This window comes from Micromonospora sp. DT228, from assembly GCF_049841595.1.
Lineage (GTDB): Bacteria > Actinomycetota > Actinomycetes > Mycobacteriales > Micromonosporaceae > Micromonospora.
The window spans coordinates 207,377-219,833 of record NZ_JBNCKO010000012.1; the positions used below are offsets into that span (position 1 = coordinate 207,377).

Sequence of the window (12,457 nt, forward strand, 5' to 3'; positions counted from 1 at the left end):
ACTAGAGCAATGATGGGCGACGTGGACGACAAGAGCCTGACCGAGAACAGCGCAGCCACCAACCGGACGAGCCTGTGGGGTGGTCGCTTCGCGGGCGGCCCCGCCGAGGCGCTGGCCCGACTGTCGGTGAGCGTGCAGTTCGACTGGCGCCTGGCCCCGTACGACATCGCCGGTTCCCGGGCGCACGCCCGGGTCCTGGCCGGCGCCGGCCTGCTCGACCCCGAGGAGTTGGGTCGGATCCTGGCGGCCCTGGACGACCTGGAGGCCGCGTGCGCCTCGGGGTCCTTCCGCCCCACGGTCGACGACGAGGACGTGCACACCGCGCTGGAGCGCGGTCTGTTGGAGCGCCTCGGCAGCCTCGGTGGCAAGCTGCGCGCGGGCCGCTCCCGCAACGACCAGGTCGCCACGGACCTGCGGCTCTACCTGCGGGACCACGCCCGGGGCGTGGCCAGCCGGCTCGTCGAGCTGGCCGAGGCGCTTGTGGAGCAGGCCGAGCGGCACGTCGACACGGCCGCGCCGGGCATGACGCATCTCCAGCACGCCCAGCCGGTCACGTTCGGGCACTGGCTGCTCGCCCACGTGCAGCCGCTGCTGCGGGACCTGGAGCGGCTGCGCGACTGGGACCACCGGGCGGCGGTCAGCCCGCTCGGCGCGGGCGCCCTCGCCGGTTCGGGGCTTCCGCTGGATCCGGTGGCCGTGGCCAAGGAGTTGGGGTTCCGGACGTCGTTCGCCAACTCGATGGACGCCGTCGCCGACCGGGACTTCGTCGCCGAGTTCCTGTTCACCACCGCCCTGATCGGGGTGCACCTGTCCCGGCTCGGCGAGGAGGTCGTGCTCTGGACCTCGCACGAGTTCGGGTGGGTGGAGCTGGACGACTCGTTCGCGACCGGATCGTCGATCATGCCGCAGAAGAAGAACGCGGACATCGCCGAGCTGGCCCGTGGCAAGTCCGGCCGGTTGGTCGGCGGCCTGGTGACCGTGCTGACCATGCTCAAGGGCCTGCCGATGACCTACGACCGGGACATGCAGGAGGACAAGGAGCCGGCGTTCGACGCCGTCGACACCCTGGAGCTGCTCCTCCCGGCCCTGGCGGGGATGATCTCCACGATGACGGTCCGGGTGGACCGTCTCGTCGCCGCCGCGCCGGTCGGCTTCTCCCTGGCCACCGAGGTCGCCGACTGGCTGGTCCGGCGCAACGTGCCGTTCCGGGACGCGCACGAGATCACCGGTCGGCTGGTGGCGCTCTGCGCGGCGCGGGAGTGCGAGCTCAACGACGTCTCCGACGACGACCTGAGCACGATCAGCGAGCACCTCGACCCGTCGGTGCGCGACGTGCTCTCGGTCCGTTCGGCCCTCGCCGCCCGGACCACCCCCGGCTCGACCGGCCCCGGCCCGGTGGCCGACCAGCTCGCCACCGCGGCGGACCGGCTGACCACCTGGCGGGAGTGGGCCGCCGAGCGGGTCGTCCCGCGCTAGGGCGTGTGTCAAAGCCCCTGGCCGGCCTGCGGCGGGCCCAGACGACGACCGGCCGCGTTGGAGATTGGTCCGGATACAACACCGGTATCCGGACCAATCTCCGCCTTGCCGGACCGCCGCCTGGACTCCGCCTCGGCTCGACCGAGGACTTTGACACACGCCCTAGACGACGCGTCGTGGCGTCGGCGCGTGCCGCCGGCGCCACGGCCGGTTCAGGCAGTCGGGCGCTCCCGCTTCGGGAGCTTGGCAACCACCATGTCGTACGACGCGTCGACCGCCTCGGTCAGCTCCTCGTCGTCGATCCCGCCGTCCAGGCGCAGCGTGTTCCACCCGGACCTGCCGATGTAGGCCATCACCCGGGCGTCGTCGGGGTGCCGGTGCAGCCACTCGTCGGCCACCTCCCGGGTCTGCCCGCACTTGATGCCGACAGTCGGCTTTCCCGCGCCGCTGCCGAGGAACGCGAAGATCCGGCTGCCCACCTTCACCACCTCGTCGCCCTCCCACGGCCGGTCCAGCCACGCTCCCGGCTTGGCCAGGCAGTACGTCAGCATCTCCGCGCGCTCCATGGGTGCCTCCTCGTCGTGCGCACAGTGTGCCCGCCCCGCGGCCGTTCGACGCGCGCCATGCCGATCCGACCGCCGGTCCCGGAGCGCCGGCTCAGGCGGTCTGCTCGGCCGAGCGGGCGGCGACCCGCTCGTAGCGCTGCCGAGCCGCCTGCGCGCTGCCCAGCCCCAGCCCGTACGCGATCGCCTGCCAGGTCAGCCCCCGGTCGCGGGCCAGCGTCATCAGCCCGGCCTCCAGCGCGTCCAACTCGGCGCGGACGTGTGGCAGCAGGGTCAGCGCGGCGGTGAGGTCGGCGGTGTCGACCGGCTTCTCCGCCGGCTCCCGCTCGGCGCCGCCGGCGGCCAACGCGGTGACCAGGGCGACCGCCTCCCACGGGTCCAGCACGTACGGGTGGGCCCAGCGCCCCCGCTGGGCGTCGGTGCCGGCGTGACGATCGCTGATGCGCTGGAGCGCCTCGTGGGTGCGGTGGGCGCGGGCGTGGGCCGGGTGCGGCGCGGTGAACGGGTCGTTCGTCGTCATGGTCCGAGCACACACCCTCAACTCTCTGTTGTCAACACAATGTTCAAAGGTTTGCCGATCTCCGCGGCCTGACGTTTCCTGGAGGGGTGGACTACTCATGGCTGCACGCTCCCGCCGGTCAGGTGCCTGAGACGGCGCAGTCGCTTCTTGGCTGGGAGATCACCGCCGGCGGTGTGCGGATCAGGCTGACCGAGGTTGAGGCGTACGCGGGCACCGGGGAGGACCCGGCCTCCCACGCTCATCGGGGTCCCACCCCGCGCACCAGAGTCATGTTCGGTCCGGCCGGGTACGCCTACACATACTTCGTCTTTGGCGTCCACTGGTGTCTGAACATCGTGTGCGCTCCTGAGGGGGAGGCCTCTGCCGTCCTGCTGCGAGCGGGTGAGGTCGTCGATGGGGTGGACATCGCCCGCAAGCGCCGAGGGGACAAGGTGCTCGATCGTGACCTTGCGCGCGGGCCCGCGCGGCTGGTGGTTGCGCTCGGGGTCAGCGCGTCGGCCAACGGCACATCCATGCTCGACGGTGAGGGCCCGCTGCTGCTGACGCCGCCGACCCGTCCGGTCCCGAGATCAGCCATCTCCGCCGGACCACGAGTCGGGGTAGCTGCCGCGCACGACGTTCCCTGGCGCTTCTGGATCACCGGCGACGCCACCGTGAGCGCCTATCGACGGCACAGCCCCCGCCGGCGGGCCGCAAAAGCGGTCGAGGATGAGACCTGATTACTCGATCAGGTGCAGGAACTCCGCCGGCGTCAACCCGGCCTGGCGGAGGATCGAAGCCAGGGTTCCGCGCTTTACGGTGGCGTGCTGCGGTACCACGACCACATTTCCGGCGGAGTTCCGATAGACCGCGTGGCTTCCCTTGGTACGAATAGACCGCGTGGCTTCCCTTGGTACGAACATGATCGAACCCAGCCTTCGTCAGGCCGGCCAGCACCTGCGAAGCGGAAGGTCTGCCAGTGCTGGGCTCATGCGGCTCTTCCCACTTGGAAGGACGTCACCAGAGGTGTGGCTTCGATAGCCGGTTGGGAAACCTCCTCGAGATACGCCTCGACCGCCTCACGCAAATTGGCCAGGGCGGCGTCGAGCGTCTCGCCCTGGCTGGCTACGTCCAGTTCCAGGCACCGCGCGACGTACCAGCCATCTTCCTCGTGCACCGCCGCGGTGAACGTCCGAACCATTGAGGCCTCCTTGAGCAGGCGAGACCGTCATTCTACGAGTTGGTCGCGTTCCGGAGAGGGAGGCGAAGTCGTCGTTCCACGAGTCGACCAGGCATGACGCGTTGTGCCTCTGCGGGTGTGTGTCCCGGGAACGTGTCGGTGGGTGTGGCCATAATCACCGCACCTGCTCACCGACGGTTCGGAGGACATCATGGCGACGCTGCTCGCGATCGGCACGGCCAAGGGGTTGTTTCTCGCCACAAGCGCCGATGACCGGCGCAGTTGGGAGATCACCGGCCCGCACTTCCCGATGACCGGTGTCTACGCGGTCGCGGTCGACACCCGGCGGTCCACCCCGCGGCTGCTCGCCGGGATGAGCAGCTCACACTTCGGCCCCAGCGTCGCCACGAGCGACGACCTCGGCGCCTCCTGGGACGAGCCGGACCACGCGCCGGTGGCGTTCCCGGCCGACACCGGCGTCTCCCTCGGGCGGGTCTGGCAGTTGGTGCCGGCCGGGCCCGACCAGCCGGACGTCATCTGGGCCGGCACCGAGCCGTCCGCGCTGTTCAGGTCCACCGACGGTGGCCGCAGCTTCGAGCTGGTCCGTTCCCTCTGGGACCACCCGCACCGCCCGCAGTGGGAGGCCGGCTTCGGTGGTCAGGCCGTGCACACCGTGCTGCCGCACCCGCGTGACCCGGCTCGGCTGCTTGTCGCCATGTCCACCGGCGGGGTCTACCGCTCGGAGGACGCCGGGGCGAGTTGGGCGCCGGGCAACACCGGCATCCGCGCCTACTTCATGCCCGACGAGTGGCCGGAGTTCGGCCAGTGCGTGCACAAGGTCGCCCGGGACGGGGTCAATCCCGAGCGGCTGTACGCGCAGAACCACCACGGCGTCTACCGCTCCGACGACGACGGCCGCACCTGGTCCTCGATCGCCGACGGGCTGCCCAGCGACTTCGGCTTCCCGATGGTGGCCCACCCGAGGCGCGGCGGCACGGTGTGGGCCTTCCCGTTGGTGGCCGACAGCGAGCGGTTCCCCACCGACCACCGTTGTCGGGTGTTCCGCTCCGCCGATGCCGGCGGCAAGTGGGAGCCGCTGTCGGTGGGGCTGCCCGAGGGGCCGTTCTACCCGGCGGTGCTGCGCGACGCGATGTGCGCCGACGACGCCACCCCCGGCGGGGTCTACTTCGGCACCCGCTCCGGCTCGGTCTTCGCCAGCCGCGACGAGGGCGACTCCTGGTCCCTGGTGGCGGCACACCTGCCGGACGTGCTCTGCGTCCGGGCCGCGGCGGTCTGAGCGTGGTCACCGTGCTGCTGCCCGGCCCGCTGCGGGGCGAGGCCGGCGGGGCCAGTCGGCTGAGCGTCGGCGCCACCGGGACGCTGCGGGCGGTCCTCGACGAGCTGGCCGTCGCGCATCCTCGGCTGGCCCGGCGGATCCGCGACGAACGTGGCGAGCTGCGCCGCTATGTGAACGTCTACGTCGACGGTGAGGATTGCCGGCACTCGGGCGGGCTGGCCACGCCCGTCGACGAGGGCGCCGAGGTGCAGGTGCTCCCCTCGGTGGCCGGCGGTTGAGCCGGCGGTAAGGCCCGTCAACGCCGCGGATGTCCGTTATCCGGCGTGACCCGCGCCACCGCGAGACGTGCCGCCGACGGAATAGTTGCGTCGTCAAATAAGTTGTGAGCTGCGTCCGGGTACCACGGCGGCACCCGGTTGACACGCGAGGAGCTGGTCATGCAGTTCGGAGTCTTCACCGTCGGCGACGTCACGGTCGACCCGACCACCGGTCGGGAGCCGACCGAGCATGAGCGGATCAAGGCCATGGTCGCCATCGCGCTCAAGGCCGAAGAGGTCGGTCTGGACGTCTTCGCCGCGGGCGAGCACCACAACCCGCCGTTCGTGCCCTCGTCACCGACCACGATGCTCGGCCACATCGCGGCGCGTACCGAGCGGCTGTTGCTGTCCACCGCCACCACGCTGATCACCACGAACGACCCGGTGAAGATCGCCGAGGACTACGCGATGCTCCAGCACCTGTCCGACGGCCGGGTGGACCTGATGATGGGCCGCGGCAACACCGGCCCGGTCTACCCCTGGTTCGGCAAGGACATCCGCGCCGGCATCCCCCTCGCCATCGAGAACTACGACCTGCTGCACCGGCTGTGGCGCGAGGACGTGGTCGACTGGAAGGGCAAGTACCGCACCCCGTTGCAGTCGTTCACCTCGACGCCGCGTCCGCTCGACGGCGTGCCCCCGTTCGTCTGGCACGGCTCGATCCGCAGCCCCGAGATCGCCGAGCAGGCCGCGTACTACGGCGACGGCTTCTTCGCCAACCACATCTTCTGGCCCAAGGAGCACACCCAGCGGATGGTCGCGCTCTACCGCCAGCGGTACGCGCACTACGGCCACGGCACCGCCGACCAGGCCATCGTCGGCCTCGGTGGGCAGGTGTTCATGCGCCGCAACTCGCAGGACGCCGTCCGCGAGTTCCGGCCGTACTTCGACAACGCCCCGGTCTACGGGCACGGGCCGTCGCTTGAGGAGTTCACCCGGGAGACGCCGCTGACCGTGGGCAGCCCGCAGCAGGTCATCGACCGCACGCTCGGCTTCCGGGAGTACGTCGGCGACTACCAGCGGCAGCTGTTCCTGATGGACCACGCGGGCCTGCCCCTGAAGACCGTGCTGGAGCAGCTCGACCTGCTCGGCGAGGAGGTCGTGCCGGTGCTGCGCAAGGAGTTCGAGGCGCTGCGTCCCGCGCACGTGCCGGACGCGCCGACCCACGCCTCCCTGGTCGCTGCCGCCGGTGGCGGCAAGGACAGCACCGTGCACGCCGTCGACGACGTCACGGGCAAGGCGCCGGAGGGGGCGACCCGATGACCCACCGCACCCTGGCCGTGGTCTCGGCGGGGCTGAGTCAGCCCTCGTCGACCCGGCTGCTCGCCGACCAGCTCGCCGCGGCCACCCGCGACGAGTTGGTCCGGCGCGGCTCCGAGGTGGAGTTGCACGTCGTCGACCTGCGCGAATATGCCCACGACGTGGTCAACAACATGCTCACCGGTTTTCCGCCGACGGCGCTGCGCGAGGTCATCGACGCGGTGACCGGCGCGGACGGGCTCATCGCCGTCACCCCGATCTTCAGCGCCTCGTACAACGGGCTGTTCAAGTCGTTCTTCGACGTGTTGGATTCCGCGTCGCTCGTCGACCGGCCGGTGCTGATCGGGGCCACCGGCGGCACCGCCCGCCACTCACTGGCACTGGAGCACGCCGTCCGCCCGATGTTCGCCTACCTCCGGGCGGTGGTGGTGCCCACCGCGGTCTTCGCCGCTCCGGAGGACTGGTCCGACGGCACTGCCGACGGCGCGTTGCGGGGCCGGATCCGGCGCGCCGCCGGTGAGCTGGCCGACCAGGTCGAGCGTCGGCCGCCGAGCAGCGGCCCTGCCGACCCGTTCGCCCTGACCACCGATTTCCTGCACCTGCTCGACCGGGGAGACGGCGCGTCGGTCGGCTGACCGGGTGGGCGACAGGTCGGGCTGCGCGGCGCGGGACGGCGGGCGGATCGCTCGCGTGGGGCCGGCGGTCCCGGGCCGGCGGTCCCGGGCCGGCGGTCCTGGGCCGGCGGTCCCACGCCGTCCCACCCGCTGCGTAGTCTCGCCGGATGACGTCTCAACTGCGGCTGCGCCCGGTCCTGGAGGACGACCTCGTCGAGTTCTTCCTCTACCAGCAGGATCCGGAGGCCAACCGGATGGCGGCCTTCGTCGCCAAGGACCCGTCCGACCGTCGGGAGTTCGCCGGGCACTGGGCCCGGGTGCTCACCAACCCGGCCAACCGGGTCCGCACCATCGAGGTCGACGGCGAGGTGGTCGGCTACGTGAGCGCCTTTCCCGTCGAGGACCAGACCGAGGTCAGCTACTGGATCGACAGGGAACGGTGGGGGCGTGGTTACGCCACCGCCGCCCTGTCCGCCCTGTTGCGCGAGGTGCCCCGGCCGGTGCACGCCCGCGCCGCCAAGGACAACGCCGCGTCCCTCGCGGTGCTGCGCAAATGCGGGTTCGTGGTGGTCGGCGAGGACTCGGGGTACGCCAACGGCCGCGGCGAAGACGTCGAGGAGTGGCTGTTGGAGCTGCCCGCCGACGCCCCTGACCTGGGCGGGCACTAGTCTCGCGGGGTGAACTGGTTGGATCTGGTCGGCTGGGCCGGCTCCGCGGTACTGGTCTGGTCGCTGTTGCAGTCGCGCGTCCTGCGGCTGCGCGCGCTCAATCTCGTCGGCAGCGTCGTGCTGATCGGCTACAACGCCGCCATCGAGGTCTGGCCCATGGTCGGGCTCAACGTCGTGCTCGCGGCGATCAACATCTGGTACCTGCGCGGGATGCTCGCCACCCGGCACGACGAGCAGACCTACCAGGTGGTGGAGGTCGGTGTCGGCGACGAGTTCCTCGCGCACACGCTGCGGGTGCACGCCGCCGACATCGCCCGGTTCAACCCCGACTTCCACTGGGACCCGGACGCGTCCGACCGATCCGCCTTCCTGGTGGTCACGGCCGACGAGGTGGTGGGCGTGGTGCTGTCGCACGCCGAGGCACGCGGCGTCGCCCAGATCGACCTGGACTACGTGACCCCCAAGTTCCGCGACTTCACCCCGGGCGAGTTCGTCTACCGGCGCAGCCACCTGTTCACCGAACGAGGCTTCCGCCGGGTGGTCAGCCCGCCCCGCATGGTCGCCCCCTACTACCACCGGCTCGGCTTCCGCCCGGAGGGCGACTCGTACGTCCTCGATCTGCCGGCGACCCCGGCCGCCGATCCCGCGTAGCGTCACCCGCGCCCGATCCGGCGCAGCGTCACTGACGCCCGATCCGGCGCAGCGTCACTGACGCCCGATCCGGCGCAGCGTCACTGACGCCCGATCCGGCGCAGCGTCACTGACGCCCGAGACGGCGTAGCCTCACCCGGGCAGGATTCGGCGAGCACCGGACGGGGCAAACAGACGCCTACGCCGGGCGGTCTCGTCGACCGGCGGGCGCCGCGCGTATCTGCCGGCGCCACCACCGCAGAGGGAGCGAACCAGGCGTGCAGAGCTACGGGAGCCAACTGGCCCTGGTCGGAGTCCTGGTCGTGATCAACGCCCTCTTCGCCGGCAGCGAGATGGCGCTGGTGTCACTGCGGGACAGCCAGATCCAACGGTTGGAGCGCACCAGCCGGGCCGGGCGGGTGCTGGCCCGGCTCGCCAAGGACCCGAACCGCTTCCTGGCCACCATCCAGATCGGCATCACCCTCGCCGGCTTCCTGGCCTCCGCCGCCGCGGCGGTCTCGCTGGCCAAGCCGCTCGTCCCGCTGCTCGGGGTGTTCGGCGGCGCGGCCGAGACGGTCGCCATCGTGGTGGTCACCCTCGCGCTGACCTTCGTCACCCTGGTCTTCGGTGAGCTGGCCCCCAAGCGGATCGCGATGCAGTCCGCCGAGCGGTGGGCACTGCTGGTGGCCCGCCCTCTCGATGTGCTCGCCAGCTTCACCCGGCCGGCCGTCTGGGCGCTCGGCGCCACCAGCGACGTGGTGGTCCGCCTGGTCGGGCTCAACCCGAAACACCAGCCGGAGGAGATCGGCCCGGACGAGCTGCGCGACATCGTCGCCGGCAACCACGGCTTCACCAAGGAGCAGCGCACCATCATCGCCGGCGCCGTGGAGATCGCGGACCGACGGTTGCGGGCTGTCCTCGTACCCCGGTTGCAGGTTTTCACGCTCGACAGCGGGACCACCGCGGAGGCCGCGCGGCTCGTGCTGGCCGCCACCGGGCACTCCCGCGCGCCGGTCGTGCGCCACGGCGGCCTGGACGACACGGCCGGCGTGATCCACCTGCGCGACCTGGTGGGCGTGCCCGACGACCGCCCGGTCGACGAGATCGCCCGCCCCCCGATGCTGCTGCCCGACTCGCTGCCCGTGGTGGAGGCGCTGCGCCAGTTCAAGGCCGAGCGCCAGCACATCGCGCTCGTCGTGGACGAGCGCGGCGCGGTCGACGGCATCGTCACGCTCGAGGACATCCTGGAGGAGATCGTCGGTGAGATCTACGACGAGACCGACCGGGACGTGCGTTCGGTGCGCCGTGACCCCGACGGCGCGCTGCTGCTGCCCGGCACCTTCCCGGTGCACGACCTGCCGAACATCGGCGTCGAGCTGCCGTCGCGCCCGGACGGCGACTACACCACCGTCGCCGGGCTGGTGCTGGCCCGACTCGGGCACATCCCCACCGTGGCCGGCGAGGACGTCACCCTGGACGGTTGGGTGCTGGTGGTGGCCGGCATCGACCACCGGGCGATCACCGAGGTACGGGTCAGTCGGGTGCCTGATGACACCGACCCCGACGCCGACCAGGCGGCGGAGCCGGTGTTGGACGAGGCCCGTAGCTGAACCGGCCGGGTGCCGCCGCTCAGTCGCGCGACAGGTTCTGCAGCCGGACCTGACCCCGGGCGACCAGCCGCTCGTCGGCGTCGGTGATCTCGACCTGCCAGAGCTGCTGGCTGCGACCCCGGTGCACGGGCGTGCCGACCGCCGTCAACTCGCCCTCCCGCACGGCCCGCAGGAAGTCGGTCTGGTTCGACACGCCGACCACCGTGCCCCGGTCGGCCAGCCAGAGGGAGCCACCGACGCTTGCCGCGGTCTCCACGACCGAGCAGTACACCCCGCCGTGCTGGATACCGAACGGCTGGTGCAGCTCCGGGCGGACCTGCCAGCTGATGACCACCCGGTCGGCGGACGCCTCGTCGAAGGTCAGGCCGAGCAGGGCGACGAAACCACCCGTCAGATCCGGCATCTCCACGGCAGAACCCCTCCTCGATCAACGGGACGCAAGCCTAACCGGGGCGGGTTACGGCAAACCCGGTACGGGTCGGCGCCGGCGATGGGGGAGAATCGGTGACCGTGACCGACAGCAGCCCCCCGCCGTCCGGGCGGGACTCCCTGACCGATGACCTGCTCTGGCGTGGCCTCATCCAGGACTCGACAGGCCTCGACGAGCTGCGCCAGCTGTTCGACGGTGGAGCGGCCGCCACCTATTACGTGGGCTTCGACCCGACCGCCCCGAGCCTGCACGTCGGCAACCTGATGCAGGTCCTCATGGCCCGCCGGCTGCAACTCGCGGGTCACCGCCCGCTGCTGCTGGTGGGTGGGGCGACCGGGCAGATCGGTGACCCGAAGGAGAGCGCCGAACGGACGCTCAACCCGCCCGAGGTGATCGCCGGCTGGGTCGAGCGCATCCGCGACCAACTCGCGCCCTTCGTGTCGTACACCGGCGACAACGCGGCGCAGCTGGTCAACAACCTGGACTGGACCGGCGAGATGTCGATCGTCGAGTTCCTGCGCGACGTGGGCAAGCACTTCCCGGTCAACAAGATGCTCGCGCGGGAGGTGGTGCGGGCCCGGTTGGAGACGGGCATCAGCTTCACCGAGTTCAGCTACCAACTGCTGCAGGGCAACGACTTCTTCGAGCTGCACCGCCGGCACGGCTGTCAGCTCCAGTTCGGTGGCTCCGACCAGTGGGGCAACATCACCGCCGGCGTCGACTACGTCCGGCGGCGGGGAGCGGGGCCGGTGCAGGCGTTCACCACGCCGCTTGTCACCAAGGCCGACGGCACGAAGTTCGGCAAGAGCGAGGGCGGCGCCGTCTGGCTCGACCCGACGATGACCAGCCCGTACGCGTTCTACCAGTTCTGGCTCAACGTCGAGGACCAGGAGGTCGACCGCTACCTGCGCTACTTCAGCTTCCGTACCCGCGACGAGCTGGAGGAGCTGGCGAAGGCGACGGCCGAGCGGCCGGCGGCCCGCCTGGCACAGCGTGCGCTCGCCGAGGAGCTGACCACCCTGGTGCACGGCGCCGAGGAGACCCGACAGGCGATCGCTGCCAGTCAGGCCCTCTTCGGCCGCGGGTCGCTCGACGACCTGGCCCCGGAGACGCTGCGCGCGGCGTTGACCGAGGCCGGCCTGGTGCGCCTCACCGGCGAACTGCCGGATGTGGCGGGGCTGTTGCGGGACTCCGGGCTCGTCAACGGCCTCAAGGAGGCCCGCCGGGTGATCGCCGAGGGTGGCGCCTACGTCAACAACAACCGGGTGACCGAGGTGGACGCCGGAGTGTCGGCGACCGACCTGCTGCACGGGCGATACCTGGTGCTGCGCCGCGGTAAGCGTTCGTTCGCGGGCGTTGAGCTGGGCGAATAGTCGACTGTCGACGATGTGACGGGGGACGCGTCCGGCGGATTTGACGATCATCCCGCCGGACGCGTAACTTTCTCTCTGCCAGCGCGGAACGGACGAAACAGGCGAAAGCCTGAGGCGGCCGGAGCGCGGGACGACCGCCGGGTCGGAGGGGTTGAACTCCTCGGGGCCGGCACCGGGTGGTGCCCCCAAACGTCGCCGCGAGGCGGATTTGGTGCGGCGGAACCGACCGGGTAAGGTTACCAACCGGCAGGGCACCGGGCGAGCTCGCGGGAAACCGCAGCGGCCGGCCTGCCAAATCCGTGACGAGAGCGGCGCGAGCCGGTCAAGCATGGTGCCCGCATTAACGAATGAAGCACGACGAACCGCGAAACACCGGTTTGACACGGCGGAAACGAGCGGGTAACGTAGTAAAAGTGCCTGGCGCTGGAAAGCGCTAAGGGACGCAGAACGAAAAGCCCCGGTTGGGGTTCCACTGAGGTGGGGCTTCTGGTCGGTGTGTGGTTGTTCTTTGAGAACTCAACAGGGTGCTTGTAAAGCCAG

15 protein-coding genes are annotated in these 12,457 nt (G+C 71.0%); 10 read left to right on the forward strand and 5 right to left on the reverse strand.

The features are described from left to right. Window positions 1–12 precede the first annotated feature (12 nt). Window positions 13–1,476, forward strand: a complete 1,464-nt coding sequence (gene argH / locus ACLQ29_RS23860; RefSeq protein WP_393367916.1) for an argininosuccinate lyase — start codon at window positions 13–15, stop codon at window positions 1,474–1,476. A gap of 212 nt (window positions 1,477–1,688) precedes the next feature. On the opposite strand, the gene ACLQ29_RS23865 is transcribed toward argH, so the two are convergent. Continuing rightward, complete coding sequence (locus ACLQ29_RS23865; RefSeq protein WP_425773686.1) at window positions 1,689–2,042, reverse strand: MmcQ/YjbR family DNA-binding protein; 354 nt, start codon at window positions 2,040–2,042, stop codon at window positions 1,689–1,691. Window positions 2,043–2,133: 91 nt separating this feature from the next. Next, window positions 2,134–2,559, reverse strand: a complete 426-nt coding sequence (locus tag ACLQ29_RS23870) for a DNA-binding protein (protein WP_425773687.1) — start codon at window positions 2,557–2,559, stop codon at window positions 2,134–2,136. An 86-nt stretch (window positions 2,560–2,645) separates the two neighbouring features. Here ACLQ29_RS23870 and ACLQ29_RS23875 point away from each other — a divergent pair, with 86 nt between their 5' ends. Next, window positions 2,646–3,278 (forward strand): DNA-3-methyladenine glycosylase, encoded by a 633-nt coding sequence (locus ACLQ29_RS23875; protein WP_425773688.1) that lies wholly within the window; start codon window positions 2,646–2,648, stop codon window positions 3,276–3,278. Here the strand turns inward: ACLQ29_RS23875 and ACLQ29_RS23880 are convergent, their stop codons facing one another. Together ACLQ29_RS23880 and ACLQ29_RS23885 are read right to left on the reverse strand one after the other, a co-directional pair. Beyond that, complete coding sequence (locus ACLQ29_RS23880) at window positions 3,279–3,461, reverse strand: type II toxin-antitoxin system HicA family toxin (RefSeq protein ID WP_425773689.1); 183 nt, start codon at window positions 3,459–3,461, stop codon at window positions 3,279–3,281. Window positions 3,462–3,526: 65 nt separating this feature from the next. Beyond that, the gene (locus ACLQ29_RS23885; RefSeq protein WP_425773690.1) at window positions 3,527–3,739 is read right to left on the reverse strand and encodes a type II toxin-antitoxin system HicB family antitoxin; all 213 of its coding nucleotides are present in this window, start codon (window positions 3,737–3,739) and stop codon (window positions 3,527–3,529) included. Between the two features lie 190 nt (window positions 3,740–3,929). On the opposite strand from ACLQ29_RS23885, the gene ACLQ29_RS23890 reads away from it, so the two are divergent. The 7 genes from ACLQ29_RS23890 to ACLQ29_RS23920 all read left to right on the forward strand — a co-directional run bounded on the left by ACLQ29_RS23890 (window position 3,930) and on the right by ACLQ29_RS23920 (window position 10,114). Further along, a complete protein-coding gene (locus tag ACLQ29_RS23890; protein WP_425773691.1) occupies window positions 3,930–5,015 on the forward strand; it encodes a WD40/YVTN/BNR-like repeat-containing protein in 1,086 nt (361 codons plus the stop codon). 2 nt (window positions 5,016–5,017) lie between these two features. Further along, complete coding sequence (locus ACLQ29_RS23895) at window positions 5,018–5,293, forward strand: ubiquitin-like small modifier protein 1 (protein ID WP_393367932.1); 276 nt, start codon at window positions 5,018–5,020, stop codon at window positions 5,291–5,293. A gap of 159 nt (window positions 5,294–5,452) precedes the next feature. After that, window positions 5,453–6,595: an LLM class flavin-dependent oxidoreductase gene (locus ACLQ29_RS23900; protein WP_393367934.1), complete on the forward strand. Its 1,143-nt coding sequence runs from the start codon at window positions 5,453–5,455 to the stop codon at window positions 6,593–6,595. Then, on the forward strand, window positions 6,592–7,227 hold the full coding sequence (locus ACLQ29_RS23905) for an FMN reductase (protein WP_425757999.1): 636 nt from the start codon (window positions 6,592–6,594) through the stop codon (window positions 7,225–7,227). Before ACLQ29_RS23900 ends, ACLQ29_RS23905 begins: the two co-directional genes overlap by 4 nt. A 146-nt stretch (window positions 7,228–7,373) precedes the next feature. Beyond that, on the forward strand, window positions 7,374–7,874 hold the full coding sequence (locus ACLQ29_RS23910; RefSeq protein ID WP_425773692.1) for a GNAT family N-acetyltransferase: 501 nt from the start codon (window positions 7,374–7,376) through the stop codon (window positions 7,872–7,874). Between the two features lie 9 nt (window positions 7,875–7,883). Beyond that, window positions 7,884–8,525 carry a hypothetical protein gene (locus tag ACLQ29_RS23915; protein WP_425773693.1) on the forward strand — a complete coding sequence of 214 codons (642 nt, stop codon included), beginning with the start codon at window positions 7,884–7,886 and terminating at the stop codon, window positions 8,523–8,525. Between the two features lie 257 nt (window positions 8,526–8,782). Continuing rightward, entirely contained in the window at window positions 8,783–10,114 is a 1,332-nt protein-coding gene (locus tag ACLQ29_RS23920) for a hemolysin family protein (RefSeq protein WP_425773694.1), read from the forward strand. A gap of 19 nt (window positions 10,115–10,133) precedes the next feature. Here the strand turns inward: ACLQ29_RS23920 and ACLQ29_RS23925 are convergent, their stop codons facing one another. Further along, window positions 10,134–10,517: a PaaI family thioesterase gene (locus ACLQ29_RS23925; RefSeq protein ID WP_393367998.1), complete on the reverse strand. Its 384-nt coding sequence runs from the start codon at window positions 10,515–10,517 to the stop codon at window positions 10,134–10,136. A gap of 107 nt (window positions 10,518–10,624) precedes the next feature. Here ACLQ29_RS23925 and tyrS point away from each other — a divergent pair, with 107 nt between their 5' ends. Then, window positions 10,625–11,917: a tyrosine--tRNA ligase gene (gene tyrS / locus ACLQ29_RS23930; protein ID WP_425773706.1), complete on the forward strand. Its 1,293-nt coding sequence runs from the start codon at window positions 10,625–10,627 to the stop codon at window positions 11,915–11,917. The last annotated feature ends 540 nt before the right edge of the window (window positions 11,918–12,457 follow it).